We start from the raw sequence: 16759 nt of genomic DNA on the forward strand, positions 1-16759 counted from the left end.
ATGAGACTTCTTGCAACCACGATCCTGACCACCGGCCTGTTGGCGACCACGGCACAGGCCGAAGACCTGCGCATGTCCTGGTGGGGCGGCGATGCCCGCCACCTGCAGACGCAGGAGGCGCTGAATTATTGCGGCCCGAAATTCGGCCACACGGTCGCGGCGGAATTCACCGGCTGGTCCGGCCACCAGGAGCGGATCACCACCCAGATCGCCGGGCGGACCGAGGCGGACATCATGCAGATCAACTGGCCCTGGCTGCCGCTGTTCTCGGCCGATGGCAGCGGTTTTGCCGATCTGCGCGAGCATGCCGATGTGATTGACCTGACACAGTTCACCGAAGCGCAGCTTGCGGGCGGCGAGATGAATGGCGTGCTGAACGGCATTCCGGTCTCGACCACCGGGCGGGTCTACATGTTCAACAAGACCACCTTTGACAAAGCCGGGCTGGCTGTGCCGACCACATGGGAAGAGGTGATCGCCGCCGCCCCGGTGCTGCGCGAAAAGCTGGGGGCGGATGTTTACCCGTTCGAAGCGGCAGGTCTGAACGCGATCTTTCTGGTGTCGATGGCGGTCACTCAGGCTACCGGCAAGGATCTGATCGACCCGGAAGCCAACACCGTGGCCTGGACGCCGGAAGAGCTGCTGGCGGGCATTCAGTTCTATCAGTCGCTGGTCGAAGCGGGCGCGATCCGCGACTGGAAGCAGGTGGCGGGCGAAGGCAATATCGAGCTGTTCGAGATGCGCCCCTGGGCCGATGGCCGGATCGCAGGCACCTATGAATGGGACTCGGCCTATGCCAAATATGCCGACCCGCTGGGGGCCGAACAGGAGCTGGTGCCGGTCAAGATGCTGCAAATCGACGGCGCGGTGACCGAGGCGACCTATAGCAAGCCGTCGATGCTGTTTTCGATCTCGCGCAATTCCAAGAACCCCAAGGCTGCGGCCGAGGTGGTCAACTGCCTGCTGAACGACCCGCAGGCCATCGAGATCCTGTCGGATTCGCGCGGCGTTCCGGCCAGCAAGGTGGCCTTTGACCTGTTGTCCGAGAAAGACCTGATCCACCCGAATGTGGCGGCGGCGAACAGCATTGTTCTGGAAGGCACCGGGCCGGTGGTGTCGCCGTTCAACGAGCATCCGCGCGTGCGCGAGGCCTTTGCCGATTATCTGGAAAACATGGCTTATGACCAGATCAGTGCCGAAGATGCCGCCGAGGGTATGATTGACGATATCAACCGTGGCCTGCGTCAGTTCCAGTAACCGATGACATCTGCCGGGGCGCACGCCCATGCGCGCCCCGGCCCCAACAGGATCAGACCCCGATGCGACCCATTGACCTTGTGGCCGTCACGCCCCGCGCGGTGGCCCTGCGCTTTGACATGCCCGGCGCCCAGTACTCTTTGCCCAAAACGGTGGAGTGGCATCTGACCGGCGCGGGTGTTGACCGGCGCGGCGCCACAGACCGCGCCATCACCGTGCTGCATGATCTGCCGCCGGGCTGTGCCTTGCGGATGGAGGCGGCGGGGTTTGCCGCGCTGGAATTTACCACGCCGCCTTGCGCCGGTGCCGTCACGCTGGACGATCCGGCACAGGCGCAAGCGCTGCTGGACGGTCTGCCCGATGGCGGCACGCTGATCATTCCGGCAGGGCAATGGGAGATCGACCCGCTGCTGATCCCGTCGCACCGGCATATCTGGCTGGCATCCGGCGCAGAGCTGCTGGCCCCGGCGGAGCGTGACCGGTTTCCGATCCTGACCGCCGGTCAGGGTGGCAGCTGGGAGGGTCTGCCCGATGCCTGCTATCGCGGCATCCTGACGGCAATCGACGCACAGGGCATCACCATTTCCGGCCCCGGCCTTGTCGATGGCGGCGGCGCGCGCGGCGACTGGTGGTCATGGCCGAAAGAGACGCGCAACGGCGCGCGCCGGGCCCGGTTGCTGCATCTGATCGGCTGCGAGGACATCACCGTGCTTGGCCCGGTGTTCACCAATTCCCCGAGCTGGACGCTGCATCCCTATCTGTGCCGCAGCATCACCTTTGCCGGGATCACCGTGCAGAACCCCGCCGACAGCCCCAACACCGACGGGCTGAACCCCGAAAGCTGCGACGGCGTGGTGATCGAGGGCGTGCATTTTTCCACCGGCGACGATTGCATCGCCATCAAGGCGGGCAAGCGGACCGATGCGGGCGGGGCAGAGCATCTGCACCCGACGCGCAACGTGCGCATCCGGCATTGCCGGATGGAGGACGGCCATGGCGGCGTGGTCATCGGCTCGGAAATGTCGGGCGGGGTATCGGATGTGCGGGTGTCGCAATGCGAGATGGCGGGCACCGACCGCGGCTTGCGGATCAAGACCCGGCGCGGGCGCGGCGGCGTGGTGTCGGGCATTCACCTGTCGGACGTGAGCTTTGACCGGGTGGATACCGTGCTGGCGATCAACATGCATTATTTCTGTGACCATGACGGGCATTCCGCTGCCGTGCAATCACGGGCGGCGCTGCCGGTAACGGAGCTGACTCCGGCCGTACGCAACATCACGCTGGAGCGGATCGACGCGCGCAGGGTGCGGCTGGCCTTTGCCGCCTGCCTTGGATTGCCGGAAGCGCCGGTGCTGGGGGTGCGTATCACCGAGGCCAGTGTCAGCTTTGCCGAGGCCGCGCCTGCGCCGCCGCTGATGGCGGACGGGGTGGCGGCGGTGTCGGGGGCCGGGGTGCTGGCTGAGCATTGCGAGATTGACGCGCCGGAGCATCTGGTGCGCGGGGCGCTGACGGTGAAGGAGTTTTTGCCATGCTAGAGTATTTCGACGCCTTCGCCGCGCGCTATCAGCCCTATAAGGATGGGGCCTGGTGCTATGAAGATGGCTGCATCTATCGCGGGCTGCTGCTGCTGGACGAGGCGACCGGAGAGGCGCGCTGGCGTGACCATCTGCTGCGGCTGGCAGGGCCGCAGGTCGCGGCGGACGGCGCGCTGTCGGGTTACCGCATTGATGAGTACAACATCGACAACATCCTGTCGGGCCGGGTGCTGTTTGCGCTGGACCGCTGGACCAAAGATCCGCGCTGGATGCGGGCGGCAACCCTGCTGGCGCGGCAGCTGGCGACGCATCCGCGCACCAAAAGTGGCAATTACTGGCACAAACTGCGCTATCCGCATCAGGTCTGGCTTGACGGGCTGTACATGGGCCTGCCGTTTCAGATTGAATATGCGCAGGCCGCGCAGGCGCCCGAGCTGGAGCGTGATGCGCTGGCCCAACTGCGCTCGGCGCTGGATCTGACCCTGCGCGGCGACGGGCTTTACGCGCATGGCTACGATGCGGCGCGGGTGCAGGAATGGGCCGATGCCGGGTCGGGGCAGTCGGCAAGTGTCTGGGCGCGCGCCCTTGGCTGGCAGGCGATGGCGCTGGTCGATTGCGCGGCGCTGGTCGGACCGGATGCGTTTGACCGCGCTGGCCTGATGGCCCCGACACAGGCGCTTCTGTCGCGGCTGATCGGGTTGCAGGCCGCAGATGGAGGTTGGTTGCAGGTGATCAACATGCCGGATCTGCCGGGCAATTACACGGAAAGCTCGGCAACGGCGATGTTCGCCTATGCCTTTGGCGCGGCCCAAGCGCAGGGCATGGCGGTGCAGGGGCTTGGGGCGGCACGTGACCGGGCGATGGGCTTTCTGCGCGGTCATCTTTGGGCCGCTGGTGATCAGGTGCAGCTGACCGGGATCTGCCATGTGGCGGGTCTGGGCGGATTTTCCGGCACTTACCGTGATGGCAGCCCGGAATACTACCTGACCGAAAAGCTGGTCAGCGATGATGCCAAGGGCACCGGGCCACTGATGATGGCCTATGCGGTGGCGCTGTCCGGGGTGGCAAAGGCGCAGGCTGATGACCGGGTTGCGGCGGGATAAATCCCGGCAGGTACAGGCCCGCGCCCCCGGTTGCTGCTTGCAAAATACTCCCGCCGGAGGCTCTCAGGCCAGCCCGGTGTGCGCCACCAGGCGCGTGGTGCCGAATCCGTCGATCCGCGCGGTGATGATCTGCCCTTCGGGCTGATCCGTGCTGACATCCACCTCGGTAAACTGCTCGGTCCGGCCCATGCGCGGGCCTTCCATCAGGATGCGGTGGGTCTGGCCCAGCTGCGCCTGCAGGTGGCGAGTCAGCGCTGCCTCGCCCTTGGCGCGCAGCTGCGCGGCGCGGGCCTTGATCTCGGGGCCCTTGAGCTGGGGCATCCGGGCGGCAGGCGTGCCCTTGCGCGGGCTGAAGGGAAACACGTGCAGAAAGGTCAGGCCGCAGTCATCGACCAGCTTCAGGCTGTTGTCGAACATCGCTTCGGTTTCAGTCGGAAAGCCCGCGATAATATCGGCCCCGAACACCATGTCGGGCCGCAACCGGCGCGCATCTTCGCAGAAGCGGATCGCATCGTCGCGCAGATGACGGCGCTTCATCCGCTTCAGGATCATGTCGTCGCCCGCCTGCAAGGACAGGTGCAGGTGCGGCATCAGGCGCGGTTCGGTGGCGATGGCCAGCATCAGGTTGTCATCCGCCTCGATGCTGTCGATCGACGAAATCCGCAGGCGTTGCAGGTCTGGCACCAGCCGCAGGATGCGCATCACCAGATCGCCCAGACGTGGCGTGGCGGGCAGGTCAGCGCCCCAGGAGGTGAGGTCAACGCCGGTCAGCACCACCTCGTTAAAGCCCTTGTCCACCAGCCGTTTGATCTGGTCGATCACCACGCCTGCGGGCACAGAGCGGGAATTGCCGCGACCGTAAGGAATGATGCAGAAGGTGCAGCGGTGGTCGCAGCCGTTCTGCACCTGAACATAGGCGCGGTGGCGGCCAAAGCCGTCGATCAGGTGGCCTGCCGTTTCGCGCACCGACATGATGTCATCGACCTGAACGCGCTCGGTCTGGCCGATGAAATCCGGACCGGCGAGGCCGGTCCAGGTGGCGGGCTGCATCTTTTCATGGTTGCCGATCACGCGGGTGACCTCGGCCATGGCGGCAAAGGTTTCGGGTTCGGTCTGCGCCGCGCAGCCGGTCACGATCACCGGCGCACCGGGATTTTCGCGCGACAGGCGGCGGATTTCCTGCTTGGCCTTGCGCACGGCCTCGGCCGTGACGGCGCAGGTGTTGACGATCACCGCGCCTTGCAGACCGGCAGCATCGGCCAGTTCCTTCATCGCCTCGGATTCGTAGGCGTTCAGGCGGCAGCCAAGGGTGGCGAACACCGGGGCGGTCATCGGTAGGCCGTCAGAAAATCGGGCGTGAGCCAGCCGTCAAACACATGCGCGACCGGCCCGGTCATCCAGACGCCATCGTCGCGCCAGTCTACCTGTAACACACCGCCATCAAGGTCGAGCGTCACCTGACGCCCGGTCAACCCGCGCAGATGCGCGGCCACAGCGGTGGCACAGGCCCCCGAGCCGCAGGCAAGGGTAATCCCGGTGCCACGCTCCCACACCCGCATGCGCAGGTGATCGGGGCCGATGAGCGAGGCAAATTCGACATTGGTGCGCTGGGGGAACAGCGGGTCATGCTCGTAACGTTGGCCAAGGCCCGCCGCATCCACCGCCTCGGCATCGGCGACAAACAGCACGCAATGCGGGTTCCCCATGCCGACCGCGACCGGATCGCCGGGCAACGGCAGATGCAGGGGGTCCACAGCATGGGACAGTGGCACCGACGGCCAGTCGAGTTGTGGCGGGCCCATGTTGACCGACACCCGGCCATCGGGCAGGCGCACCGCCGCCAGAGTGCCACGCGCGGTGGTCAGGGTGACCGCATCCTGCCCCAGCCCGCGCATCACCAGATCTGACACACAGCGCGTGGCATTGCCGCAAGCCCCGGCACGGCTGCCATCGCTGTTCCAGAAATCGAGGGTAAAGTCGGCCCCTGCCGCACCATCGCGGATTTCGGCCAGCTGGTCAAAGCCGACCCCGCGATTCCGGTCGCCCAAAGCCCGCGCCAGCGCAGGTGTCGTCACCGCCCCGCGCCCGCGCGAGTCGATCACCACGAAGTCATTGCCTGCGCCGTGCATTTTCAGAAAGGGCAGGCCGGTTGGCGGGGTCATATGGTCCATGCGGCGGCATATACGCCCGATCAGGGATATTTGCCAGAGCCTGCATCTTTTGCCCTTGACCCCACCCGTTGCTGACCTTAATCAGCGCCCAAGTTGTGGGCCGGTAGCTCAGTTGGTAGAGCAGCTGACTTTTAATCAGCGGGTCACAGGTTCGAATCCTGTCCGGCTCACCACTTTTAATATCTTCTGTTGCAAGACCACAGGTACGCATTGGCATTGCGTACTGCGTTCAGTCCTTGCAGACAAAGGCGTCGCTGACAAAGACAGCGTTGTTGTCATGCCCGAGCGACCCTCAGGTGCGCGCGTTTCTCCGCGCCAAAGCATATTCCAGGCTGATCTGGGGCCTTATCACTGATCGCCCTGCATCAGATGCACTTCATAGACCGCGGGCATGCGGCTGGTTTGTGCGTGTGGGGTCCGGTCAGCGACGGGCTGAGCCCGGAGACGGGGCTGCGCGGTCAGCTCGCGATCAGCAGGGCGATGCCGCGGGCCTCGAACTCCTTGGCATCGGCATCCGAGATGCCGTCATCGGTTATGAAAGAGTGGATCACCTCCAGCGCGCCAAGGCGGGTGAAAGAGCTTTTGTTGATCTTGGTCGAATCTGCCACCAGAAACACATGCGAGGCGGCGCGGATCATGGCCTCTTTCAGTTGCAGATCGGCAAAGCTGGGATAGGTCAGCCCCGAATCCAACCCGACGCCTGCGGTGGCCAGAAACAGTTTTCCGGCAAAGATGTTGCGGAAGTAATCCACCGACTTGTCGCCCGACAGCGACAGGGTCGGTGCCTTGAACTGACCCCCGGGCATATGCACCTGAAACCCCGGCACGGCCCCGAGGGTGATGGCGATGTTCAGCGCATTGGTGATGACCGTCAGGTTCTTGCGGTTGACCAGACGCAACGCCACCTCGGTCGTGGTGGTGCCGGCATCAAGGATCAGGGTTTCGCCATCCTTGACCAGAGAAGCCGCCAGCGCCCCGATGCGGCGCTTTTTGTCCATGTTTTCCTGATGGTGCAGCACAAGGCTCTGGACCTGCACCGGCATGGAGTTGAGAAAGGCCCCGCCATGTTCGCGGGTGACATGCCCCTCCTGGTCCAGCTTTTCCAGATCCTGCCGGATCGTCGCCTCGGACACCTGAAAGGCGGCGGCCAGATCGCGGACGCGGGCGGCACCCTCTTCCTGAATCCACTCCAGAATCCGGCGGCGGCGTGGTTCAGACAGCAGCCCGACCATCGAGTCGTCGCGTGCGATGATGGGCTTTTGCTGCACGAGGTCAGGCTCCGTTCAGAATGAATGCAGGATCCGTCCGGGTTCTACGCCATCAAGACCATTTGGCAAAGGGTCGTCACGCGGCGCGGCTGGCCGCCGCCTCTTGTTGCAGCGCGACGCGGGCCTGCAGCTTGCTTTGTGCCTGATCAATCACCACAGCCGCGATGATGACAAGACCCTTGATCACCGTTTGCCAGAAGGATGAGACGCCCATCATGATCAGCCCGTCGGACAGGATGCCGATGACAAACGCCCCGACAATGGTGCCGCCGATCCGCCCGCGCCCGCCCGCCATCGAGGTGCCGCCCAGCACGGCGGCGGCGATGGCATTGAGCTCGAAGGTCTCGCCGGTGGCCGGGTGCGCGGCCTGCAACTGGCTGGCGATGATGACGCCGACCAATGCCGCGCAAAAGCCAGAGAAGACGTAGACGAAAATCTTGACCTGATTGACCTTTACCCCCGACAGGGCCGCGCCACGCTCATTGCCGCCGACGGCGTAGATGTGGCGGCCCAGCGGCGTGCGGTTGGCGAGGTAAGCCGCGACCAGCGCCACGGCGATCAGCAGCCAGACCATGAAGGGCAGGCCCAGAACCGTGCCCGACCCGATAAAGGGGAAGCTGTCAGACCCGTATTCGGCATTGCCCTGCAGGTTCGGGAAGGTCCGCCCGCCCGACGACAACAGCGCAGCCCCGCGCGCGACATAGAGCGTGCCAAGGGTCGCGATAAAGGGGGCGACGTTCAGCCGTGTGATCAGCAGCCCATTGATCAGCCCGACGAACATGCCGACAATCACTGTCAGCACCGCGACCTCCAGAGAGTTGAACTGGATCGAATAGCCGATCCCCAGCATCCCCAGATCAATGCCGTTGATCACCAGCCACCCCGCCACCATGCCGCATAAGCCGACGATGGAGCCAACCGACAGGTCGATACCGCCGGTGATGATGACAAAGGTCATGCCGATGGCCAGAAAGGCATTCAGCGCGACGTGTTTCGAGATGATCACGGCATTGGCGAGGCTGAGGAAATTCGGCGCCATCACCGCGAAATAGGTGAACACAAGGATCAGCGCGACAAAGGTACGGGCGCGCAGCAGGAACAACAGGGCAGAGGTGCCGGGGCTGATCGCGGGGGCGGAAACGGGGGCGGCGGTCATGCGGCGGACTCCTTGGTCTTGTTCCGGGCGGTCGTGTCAGGGGCTTGGGCGGATTTGGGCGAGGTTGCGGCAATGACCCGCGCGGCATCGGTGCCCGCCGGAAATTCGCCGGTGATGCGGCCATTGGCCATGACGATGATACGGTCCGACAGGGCCAGAACCTCATCCAGATCTGACGTGACGAACAGGATGCCCAGACCCTGCGCCGCCAGTGTGCGCATCAGGCGGAACACCTCGGCCTTGGCCCCGATGTCGATCCCGCGTGAGGGTTCGTCCATCAGCAGGATTTTCGGGTTGGTCATCAGCGCCTTGCCGATCACCACCTTTTGCTGGTTGCCGCCCGACAGGCTGGAGACCGGGTTTTCCGGGCTGGCGATCTTGATGGTCAGATCCTTGATGAACTGCCGGGCGGTTTCGGCCTCGGCTTTCAGATCCAGATGGAAGACCCGGGCAAAGCGTTGCAGCGCGGACAGGGTGATATTCTCGCGGATCGCCATGATCTGCACCAGCCCGTCGCGTTTGCGGTCTTCGGGGATCAGCGCGATGCCGCGCTTGATCCGGCCGGTCACATCCTTTTCGGTCAGGGCCTTGCCTTCGACAAAGAACCGGCCGCCGGAATGCGGGTGCTGGGCCATGATGCATTCGACAAATTCGGTGCGCCCCGCGCCCATCAACCCGTAAAGTCCGACGATTTCACCGGCGCGGATCGACAGCGACAGGTGATCCACCGCATAGCCGCCACCCTTTCGCGGCAGGGTGATGTCTTCGGCGCGGAAAACCTCGTCGCCAAAGGCGGCGGCTTCGGTTCGGCCAAATTCCTTGGAACTGCCGCCGATCATTGCCTGTACGATCCACGGAATATCCACGCCCGCCATCGCCCGCGCGCCGGTGATCTCGCCATCGCGCAGCACGGTGATGTAATCGCCGACGCGGATCAGCTCTTCGAGCCGGTGGCTGATATAGACAATGCCGACGCCTTGCGCCTTGAGGTCATCAATGATGCGGAACAGCACTTCGCATTCGGCAGCTGACAGCGCCGAGGTGGGTTCATCAAGTATCAGGATTTTCGCGTCCTGCGCCAAGGCCTTGGCAATCTCGACAATCTGCTGCTGGCCGATGCGCAGATGCCCGAGCGGGGTGTCGGGGTCGATCGGCTGTTCCAGCCGTTGCATCAGCGCGGCGGTTTCGCGCCGCTGCCTGTCGCGATCAATGTCGATGCCCGCGCGGGTCGGTTCGCGCCCGATGAAGATATTCTCGGCCACCGTCAGATTGGGAAACAGGTTCAGTTCCTGAAACACGATTCCGATGCCCGCCGCCACCGCCTCGGCCTTCGTGCGGAAGTTGACCGGCTGACCGTTCAGGAAAACCTCGCCCTCGGTCAGATCTTCGACGCCGGCGATCACCTTCATCAGCGTGGATTTGCCCGCCCCATTCTCGCCGACCAGCACATTGACCGCGCCCATGCGCAGATCGAAATCCACGCCTTTCAGCGCGCGGGTGCCGGGATAGACCTTGACGCCGCCGCGAATGGTCAGGCCAATCGGATGGGCCCCGGTCATCGCATCACCCCGACCGCGATCGGTGTCAACAGCCAGGCTTCGGTCGGGGATTTCAGGGCGAGAACGCCGGTGAAGCTCACCGTCTTGCCGGTGGGGTCACCGTCGGGCACGGTCAGGCGCGCACTGGCGGCGTCGTTCAGCGCGCGGCCCAGTTTGGCAAACTCGATCTGATCGCGGAAGCCGGAGAAATCGTAGAACGGGGAGAAGTCGCGCAAAGCGCTGCCCCGCACCACCGGGCCCAGTTGCAGGGTCAGATCGGCGGTGCCATCAGCATCGGTATCCACCTCCAGCATGCGGGCGCGGCTTTCCAGATTGGCGGCGGTCACGACACCCTCGCCGGTGACGGCAAAATTCCAGGCGGCCCCGGCCCCCGAGCCGGGCTTGCCATGCGCAGCCCCGGCGGCGTCCAGCCCGCCCGCGATGGCATTGCGCAAGGCGGCGGGGGTCAGGGCGCGTTCGGTGATCGCAGGGATCAGCTTTGGCTCCCACGTGTCAGCCATCAGGGCGGCGATGCGGGCATCGTCGCCGCTGGCATCGGCCGCAGGGGCGCTGCCTTCAGTGCTGCCGGTCTTGACGATCTTGCAGGCGGAAAGCGAAAGGACCGCCGCCACGCAGGCTGCGGTAAGGGCAAGCTGTTTCATGAGACCCCGTCACTGTAAAAGCACCGGCGCGCGCAAAGGTGCGCGCGCCGGCATTTGTCCTCACTCGGCCAGAGCAAAGGTTTCCAGTTTCGCGGCATTGTCCGCGGTGATCAGCACACAATCCATCAGCTGCTTTTCATCCAGACCCGTCGCCCCGGTCTTGAGGAACTGGTCGGCCTGCATCACCGCCATCTGGGCCTGAGCATAGGCAGGCTGCAGCACGGTGGCCTTGATGCCGCCCTTTTGAATGCTGTCGCGCACGTCATTCGAGCCGTCAAAGCCGACCACGATCACGTCCGTGCGCCCCGCAGCTTCCAGCGCGGCCCAGGCCCCCATGGCCATCGTGTCATTGCCCGAGATCACGCCCTTGATGCCCGGATTGGCCTGCAGCATCGATTCCATGACCGTATAGGCTTCGGTCTGCGACCAGTTGGCAGTTTGCTGAGCGACCATCTTCAGATCAGGATATTGGTCGATCACGTCGTGGTAGCCCTGGCTGCGGATCCCGGCATTGGTGTCGGATTCCCGGCCCAGCAGTTCGGCATATTCACCGCCCTCGCCCATCAGGCGGACGAACTCTTCGGCGCCCAGTTGCGCGCCCTGATAGTTGTTCGACACGATCTGGCTGACGGCCACGCCGGTCGAGGTGATTTCGCGGTCGATCAGGAACGACGGAATGCCCGCATCCTTGGCCTTTTGCACGGCCGCAACCGAGGCATCGGCGCCGGCGTTGTCGAGGATGATCGCCTTGACGCCCGCAGCAATGGCGCTGTCGAACAGCTGGCTTTGCTTGTTGGCATCGTCGTCATGCACAAGGATCATGGCCTCATAGCCCAGCTCGACCGCCTTGGCGGCAGCGCCGTCGGCTTCGGCCTTGAAGAACGGGTTGTCATGGCTGGGGGTGATGATTGCGATGGTGCCTTCGGCAGCAGCAAAGGATGGCAGCGCCCCGGCAAAGGCAAGCGCAACAGTCGACACCAGCAGGCGGCGTTTCAGGTTCATGTGGTTTTCCTCCCTTATGCCCCCGGAACTGGGGGCGACTCCTCTGCCGTATTTCTGCGACTCGTTTACGTTTCGCGTCAAGTGTTTTCGTTTGATGCGTATTTATTTCGGTTAACCCCCGGATCGAAATTGGCCGCATTCTGCATGTGCAGCCAAAGATGCTGCATGCGCGGCAATAAATACAGGGTGTTGCGATTCTTTGGCGGGGCGTTGCTCGGATATCCCTGCGCAGCTTTCGCTTGCATCACGATTGCGACTCGGATTAAAAACACATCAATCGAAAGTAATCGAAACTTTCGCGCGGTGCATGAGGGGTGCGCCGCTTTTCGGAGGAGCGACATGACACTTACCATCCGCCGCAAGGTCAGCCTTGGCGTGGTCATCGGCAGCCGGGCGTTCTTTAGCCCCGCACCGTGCAAAGCCGCGCGTGACGAGGTTCTGGCCCAGCTGGAGCGCCTTGGCGTCAACGCCGTCATTCTGCCGTTCGAGGCGACGGCGAACGGGGCCGTGCAGTCGATTGCCGATGCCCAGCTGTATGCAGAGCACTTCAAGAAGCACCGCGACAGCATTGACGGGCTGGTGATCTGCCTGCCGAACTTTGGTGACGAGATTGCGGTGGCCGAACTGGTCAACCGGGCCAGGCTGAACGTGCCGATCCTGTTGCAGGCCTCAAACGACGAGGTGGACAAGGTTTCGGTCGCGGAACGCCGCGATGCGTTTTGCGGCAAGCTGTCGGTGTCGAACAACTTCTGGCAGTATGGCATCCCTTTTACCGAAACCACCAACCACACCTGCGATACCTGGGGCGAAGAATTTGGCCGCGATCTTGACCGGTTTGCCCGTGTCTGCCGCACGGTGCGGGGCCTGACGAATGCCCGCATCGGCGCTATCGGCGCGCGGACCGGCGCGTTTCAGACCATGCGCTATTCGGAAAAGCTGCTGCAGGCGTCCGGGCTGACGGTGGTGACGGTGGATCTGTCCGAGATGATGCAGGCAGCGGGCGCGATTGCCGACACTGACCCGGCGATGATCGAAAAGATGGAGCGGATCAAGGCCTATGGCACGATCCCCGCCCATATCCAGCCCGAGCAGATCATCCGGCAGGCCAAGTGGACCCTCGCCGTCAACCGCTGGATCGAGGAAAACGAATGCGATGCCAGTGCCATTCAATGCTGGCGGTCGTTGCAGGACAATTTCGGCTGCGCCACCTGTGTCACCATGTCGATGATGGGCGAAGAGTTGCTGCCCTCGGCCTGCGAGGTCGATGTGATTGGTGCTGTGTCGATGTATGCGCTGGCCTTGGCGTCCGGCGCGCCGCCGGCGCTGCTTGACTGGAACAACAATTACGGCCACGAACCCGATCTGTGCGTCTGCACCCATTGCGGCAATTACCCCAAGTCGTTCATCGGCGATACGCCGGAAATCAGCGAGCTGGATGTGCTGGGTGCGACCATTGGCAAGTCAAAGTGCTTTGGCGCGGTCAAGGGCAAGGTCAAACCCGGCCCGATGACCTATTTCCGCCTGTCCACCGATGACCGGGCGGGCACGATGAAATGCTATCTGGGCGAAGGCGAGTTCACCGACCATCCCTTTCCGATGGATGGCGGCATTGCCGTGACCCGCGTGCCGGATCTGCGCCGGTTGATGCGCTTTGTCAGCCAGAACGGGTTCGAGCATCACGTCGCCATGGTGCGTGGCACCCATGCCGACGTGGTAAACGAGGCTGTCACCCGCTATCTACGCTGGCCGATCTATCATCACGGCGCCGAGCCCGAGCCGCAGCTTTTCCATCCGAACCGTTTCTGACCGAGTGACTCACATGACGCACGCAAATGACCCGACCGACCTGATCCGCGAAAAGGCGCTGTGGATGCGCCGCCGCGCGTTTCAGATGGTGTATGAGTCGCGGCTTGGCCATCCGGGCGGCGACTTTTCCGCCATCGACATCATGGCCACGCTGTATTTCGGGGTCATGCAGTATGATGCGGCCCGGCCCGACTGGGCGGAGCGGGACCGGTTCATCATGTCAAAGGGCCATGCGACCGGCGCGCTGTATACCGTGCTGTGCGCCGCCGGATATTTCCCCGAAGACTGGCTGCCGACCTATATGCAGCCACGGTCCATGCTCAACGGCCACCCGAACCGCAATTATCTGCCGGGGGTGGAGACGAATACCGGGCCGCTGGGGCATGGCTTTCCCGTGGCTTTGGGCATCGCGATTGCCGGGCAGATGTCGGGGCAGGCGTTCCGCACCTTTGTGCTGACCGGCGATGGCGAACAGCAGGAAGGCTCCAACTGGGAGGCCGCGCTGAATGCCGGGCACCGCAAGCTGGAAAACCTGACGCTGATCATCGACCGCAACCGGCTGCAACAGGGGGCGGGAACGGAAGAGACGATCGGGCTGGACCCGCTGGATGACAAATACCGCGCCTTTGGCTGGCATGTGGAAATGGTGGATGGCCATGACGTGGCGTCCCTGCACCGGTTGCTGTCGGCTTCGCCCAAGGGGCGGGGCAAGCCGCTGTGCGTGATCGCCAACACAGTCAAGGGCAAGGGCGTGTCGTTCATGGAAAACAAGGCAAGCTGGCACCATGGCGTGCCAAATGCCGCACAATTCGCGCAAGCGATGGAGGAACTGGTCTGATGGCTGCGCCCACCCAAACCGCCGCCGGGCTGTCGGATTGCCGCAATGCCTGGGCAAAAACGCTGGCCGATCTTGCGCGGGCGGATGACCGGATTGTCGCCGTGGTGAACGATTCCGTTGGCTCGTCCAAGCTGGATGCTTTTGCCAAGGAATTTCCAGACCGGCTGATAAACGTGGGGATTGCCGAGCAGGTGATGGTCGGGGTCAGCGCGGGGCTGGCCAATGGCGGCAAGGTGCCATTCGTTTCGGCGGCATCCTGCTTTCTGACCGGGCGCGCGCTGGAGCAGGTCAAGGCCGACATTGCCTACGCCAATTTCAACGTCAAACTGGTCGGCCAGTCTTCGGGCGTGGCTTATGGCGAGCTGGGGGCCACGCATCACTCGATCGAGGATTTTGCCTGGCTGCGGCCCCTGACCAATTTGATCGTGATTGCCCCCGCCGACGCCTGGGAAACCGCCGAGGCGGTGAAATGGGCGGCTGGCCACGATGGCCCGGTCTATCTGCGCCTGTCCCGGATGCCGGTGCCGGATCTGGTGGTCGAAAACCGGGTGTTCCGCCCCGGCAAGGCCGAGCTGCTGCAGCAGGGCAGCGATGTGACGCTGATCGGCGCGGGCACCACCAGCCATATTGCGTTGGCGGCGGCACAGGTGCTGGCGGCTAAAGGTGTTTCGGCGCGGGTGCTGAACATGGCGACCATCAACCCGCTGGATGACGCGGCCGTGCTGGCGGCGGCAGATGAAACCCGGGCGATTGTCACGGTCGAGGAAGCCTCGGTGCGCGGGGGTCTGGGCGGCGCGGTGGCGGAGCTGATCACTGCCAACCGCCCGGTGCCGCTGGAACGGGTGGGCTTTCCCGGCTTTGTCGTCACCGGATCGGCGGACTGGCTGTTTGCGGAATACGGGCTGACGGCTGACAACATCGCCGCCCGCGCTATTGCCGGGCTGGAGCGGGCAAAGCGGTGAGCGCGCTCGTCCTTGCCATTGATCAGGGCACAACCAACACCAAGGCGGTGCTGGTGGATGCGGCGGGCGTGATCCACGCCCGGGCCGCCGCACCCCTGACCACCGATTACCCACAGCCCGGCTGGGCCGAGCAATCGGCCAGCGCGATCTGGGACTCGGTCAAGGCGGTGATCGCAGCGCTGGCCCCGCAAGGGGCGGGGCGCATCGCGGCCATTGCCATCGCCAACCAGCGCGAAACGCTGGTCCTGTGGGATGCGCGCACCGGTCAACCGGTTGCGCCCGCGATCCTGTGGCAATGCCGCCGCACGGCTGCGGCCTGCGCGGATCTGCTGGCGCAGGGGCATGACGCGCGTGTGGTCGAGTTGACCGGGCTGGGCATCAACCCGCTGTTTCCGGCATCAAAACTCGGCTGGGCGATGGCGCAGGTGCCGGGCGTGCCCGGTCTGGCGCAGGCGGGCCATCTGCGCGCGGGCACGGTGGATGCCTGGCTGCTGTGGAACCTGACCGGCGGGGCCAGCTTTGCGACCGACGCCTCAAACGCCTCGCGCACGCAGCTGTTCGATACGGAAAGGCTGGAGTGGAGCGCTGAGCTTTGCGGGCTGTTCGGGGTGCCGGTCGGGGCCTTGCCAACGGTTCTGGCATCGGATGCAAACTTTGGGGTGACCGCTGACACGACCGCGCTGCCCGCAGGGATTCCGGTTCGTGCGATGATGGGCGACAGCCATGCAGCGCTTTATGGCCATGGCGTACGTGCGCCCGGTGCGGTCAAGGCGACCTTTGGCACCGGGTCGTCGCTGATGACGCTGATGCCTGCGCGGGTGGCGTCGGCCCATGGGCTGTCGGGCACGATTGCCTGGCGTGACCGCAATGGCACCGCCTATGCGCTGGAGGGCAATATCACGGTCTCGGCTCAGGCGGCGGCATTCATGGCGGGGTTGCTGGGGGTTGGGGATGCCAACGCGCTGTCGGATCTGGCGCAAAGCGTGCCCGATTCCGGTGGCGTGGCCTTTGTGCCCGCGCTGGCCGGTCTGGGCGCGCCGCATTGGGATGACCGTGCAACCGGGATCATAACCGGCATGACCCATGGCACCACGCCCGCGCATCTGGCCCGCGCCACGTTTGAGGCGATTGCGCATCAGATCGCCGATGTCTTTGCCGCGATGGAAGCCGATGTTGGCCACCCGCTGACCGATCTGCGGGCCGATGGCGGGGCGACGGGCAATGCGTTTCTGATGCAGCTTCAGGCCGATGTTCTGGGCCGCCCGGTGTTGCGGGCCGAGGTCGAAGAGGTGGGCGCATTGGGCGTTGCCGCAATGGCATTTGCGGCGCTTGGCGCGGAACGGCTTGCAGAAGCGGAACGCGTGACCGTCTTTGCGCCAGACGTGCCAGCTGCCCGCCGCGATGCTGCGCGTCAGCGCTGGGCCCATGCCGTCGCGCAGGCGCGCGGCTAAGGGGGCGGGC

14 protein-coding genes and 1 tRNA gene are annotated in these 16759 nt (G+C 64.4%); 8 read left to right on the top strand and 7 right to left on the bottom strand.

All coding sequences use genetic code 11. From position 1 onward, the window contains the following. The 3 genes from J2X53_RS07275 to J2X53_RS07285 all read left to right on the top strand — a co-directional run bounded on the left by J2X53_RS07275 (window position 1) and on the right by J2X53_RS07285 (window position 3895). Window positions 1–1257 (top strand): ABC transporter substrate-binding protein, encoded by a 1257-nt coding sequence (locus J2X53_RS07275; RefSeq protein ID WP_349036811.1) that lies wholly within the window; start codon window positions 1–3, stop codon window positions 1255–1257. Between the two features lie 62 nt (window positions 1258–1319). Beyond that, complete coding sequence (locus tag J2X53_RS07280) at window positions 1320–2792, top strand: glycoside hydrolase family 28 protein (RefSeq protein WP_349036812.1); 1473 nt, start codon at window positions 1320–1322, stop codon at window positions 2790–2792. Next, window positions 2786–3895 (top strand): glycoside hydrolase family 88 protein, encoded by a 1110-nt coding sequence (locus J2X53_RS07285; RefSeq protein WP_349036813.1) that lies wholly within the window; start codon window positions 2786–2788, stop codon window positions 3893–3895. The genes J2X53_RS07280 and J2X53_RS07285 overlap by 7 nt, the downstream gene beginning before the upstream one ends. A gap of 63 nt (window positions 3896–3958) precedes the next feature. Here the strand turns inward: J2X53_RS07285 and mtaB are convergent, their stop codons facing one another. Continuing rightward, window positions 3959–5227 (bottom strand): tRNA (N(6)-L-threonylcarbamoyladenosine(37)-C(2))-methylthiotransferase MtaB, encoded by a 1269-nt coding sequence (gene mtaB / locus J2X53_RS07290; RefSeq protein WP_349036814.1) that lies wholly within the window; start codon window positions 5225–5227, stop codon window positions 3959–3961. Next, window positions 5224–6066 carry a diaminopimelate epimerase gene (gene dapF, locus J2X53_RS07295; protein ID WP_349036815.1) on the bottom strand — a complete coding sequence of 281 codons (843 nt, stop codon included), beginning with the start codon at window positions 6064–6066 and terminating at the stop codon, window positions 5224–5226. Before dapF ends, mtaB begins: the two co-directional genes overlap by 4 nt. Before the next feature lie 97 nt (window positions 6067–6163). Here dapF and J2X53_RS07300 point away from each other — a divergent pair. Continuing rightward, a tRNA-Lys gene (locus tag J2X53_RS07300) sits at window positions 6164–6239 on the top strand. 285 nt (window positions 6240–6524) lie between these two features. On the opposite strand, the gene J2X53_RS07305 is transcribed toward J2X53_RS07300, so the two are convergent. The 5 genes from J2X53_RS07305 to J2X53_RS07325 all read right to left on the bottom strand — a co-directional run bounded on the left by J2X53_RS07305 (window position 6525) and on the right by J2X53_RS07325 (window position 11692). Beyond that, complete coding sequence (locus J2X53_RS07305; protein ID WP_349036816.1) at window positions 6525–7334, bottom strand: DeoR/GlpR family DNA-binding transcription regulator; 810 nt, start codon at window positions 7332–7334, stop codon at window positions 6525–6527. 76 nt (window positions 7335–7410) lie between these two features. Further along, complete coding sequence (locus tag J2X53_RS07310; protein WP_349036817.1) at window positions 7411–8490, bottom strand: ABC transporter permease; 1080 nt, start codon at window positions 8488–8490, stop codon at window positions 7411–7413. Continuing rightward, window positions 8487–10049: a sugar ABC transporter ATP-binding protein gene (locus tag J2X53_RS07315; RefSeq protein WP_349036818.1), complete on the bottom strand. Its 1563-nt coding sequence runs from the start codon at window positions 10047–10049 to the stop codon at window positions 8487–8489. The genes J2X53_RS07310 and J2X53_RS07315 overlap by 4 nt, the downstream gene beginning before the upstream one ends. Further along, a complete protein-coding gene (locus J2X53_RS07320) occupies window positions 10046–10690 on the bottom strand; it encodes a DUF2291 family protein (protein ID WP_349036819.1) in 645 nt (214 codons plus the stop codon). Before J2X53_RS07320 ends, J2X53_RS07315 begins: the two co-directional genes overlap by 4 nt. Window positions 10691–10750: 60 nt before the next feature. After that, window positions 10751–11692 (bottom strand): D-ribose ABC transporter substrate-binding protein, encoded by a 942-nt coding sequence (locus J2X53_RS07325; protein WP_349036820.1) that lies wholly within the window; start codon window positions 11690–11692, stop codon window positions 10751–10753. A 339-nt stretch (window positions 11693–12031) separates the two neighbouring features. On the opposite strand from J2X53_RS07325, the gene J2X53_RS07330 reads away from it, so the two are divergent. The 4 genes from J2X53_RS07330 to J2X53_RS07345 are packed head-to-tail and all read left to right on the top strand — an operon-like array spanning window position 12032 to window position 16749. Then, entirely contained in the window at window positions 12032–13498 is a 1467-nt protein-coding gene (locus J2X53_RS07330) for a fucose isomerase (protein WP_349036821.1), read from the top strand. A 13-nt stretch (window positions 13499–13511) separates the two neighbouring features. Continuing rightward, window positions 13512–14336 (top strand): transketolase, encoded by an 825-nt coding sequence (locus J2X53_RS07335; RefSeq protein WP_349036822.1) that lies wholly within the window; start codon window positions 13512–13514, stop codon window positions 14334–14336. After that, window positions 14336–15298, top strand: coding sequence for a transketolase C-terminal domain-containing protein (locus tag J2X53_RS07340; RefSeq protein ID WP_349036823.1), 963 nt, complete (start codon window positions 14336–14338; stop codon window positions 15296–15298). The genes J2X53_RS07335 and J2X53_RS07340 overlap by 1 nt, the downstream gene beginning before the upstream one ends. Then, the gene (locus J2X53_RS07345) at window positions 15295–16749 is read left to right on the top strand and encodes an FGGY family carbohydrate kinase (protein ID WP_349036824.1); all 1455 of its coding nucleotides are present in this window, start codon (window positions 15295–15297) and stop codon (window positions 16747–16749) included. The genes J2X53_RS07340 and J2X53_RS07345 overlap by 4 nt, the downstream gene beginning before the upstream one ends. Window positions 16750–16759: the final 10 nt, after the last annotated feature.

Origin of the sequence: Pseudotabrizicola sp. 4114, from assembly GCF_031457365.1 — a bacterium.
GTDB lineage: Bacteria > Pseudomonadota > Alphaproteobacteria > Rhodobacterales > Rhodobacteraceae > Pseudotabrizicola.

Bases quoted from the DNA above. Each gene is read 5' to 3' on its own strand.
- J2X53_RS07275 (WP_349036811.1), top strand. From the start codon at position 1: ATGAGACTTCTTGCAACCACGATCCTGACCACCGGCCTGTTGGCGACC.
- J2X53_RS07280 (WP_349036812.1), top strand. From the start codon at position 1,320: ATGCGACCCATTGACCTTGTGGCCGTCACGCCCCGCGCGGTGGCCCTG.
- J2X53_RS07285 (WP_349036813.1), top strand. From the start codon at position 2,786: ATGCTAGAGTATTTCGACGCCTTCGCCGCGCGCTATCAGCCCTATAAG.
- mtaB (WP_349036814.1), bottom strand. From the start codon at position 5,227: ATGACCGCCCCGGTGTTCGCCACCCTTGGCTGCCGCCTGAACGCCTAC.
- dapF (WP_349036815.1), bottom strand. From the start codon at position 6,066: ATGGACCATATGACCCCGCCAACCGGCCTGCCCTTTCTGAAAATGCAC.
- J2X53_RS07310 (WP_349036817.1), bottom strand. From the start codon at position 8,490: ATGACCGCCGCCCCCGTTTCCGCCCCCGCGATCAGCCCCGGCACCTCT.
- J2X53_RS07315 (WP_349036818.1), bottom strand. From the start codon at position 10,049: ATGACCGGGGCCCATCCGATTGGCCTGACCATTCGCGGCGGCGTCAAG.
- J2X53_RS07320 (WP_349036819.1), bottom strand. From the start codon at position 10,690: ATGAAACAGCTTGCCCTTACCGCAGCCTGCGTGGCGGCGGTCCTTTCG.
- J2X53_RS07325 (WP_349036820.1), bottom strand. From the start codon at position 11,692: ATGAACCTGAAACGCCGCCTGCTGGTGTCGACTGTTGCGCTTGCCTTT.
- J2X53_RS07330 (WP_349036821.1), top strand. From the start codon at position 12,032: ATGACACTTACCATCCGCCGCAAGGTCAGCCTTGGCGTGGTCATCGGC.
- J2X53_RS07335 (WP_349036822.1), top strand. From the start codon at position 13,512: ATGACGCACGCAAATGACCCGACCGACCTGATCCGCGAAAAGGCGCTG.
- J2X53_RS07340 (WP_349036823.1), top strand. From the start codon at position 14,336: ATGGCTGCGCCCACCCAAACCGCCGCCGGGCTGTCGGATTGCCGCAAT.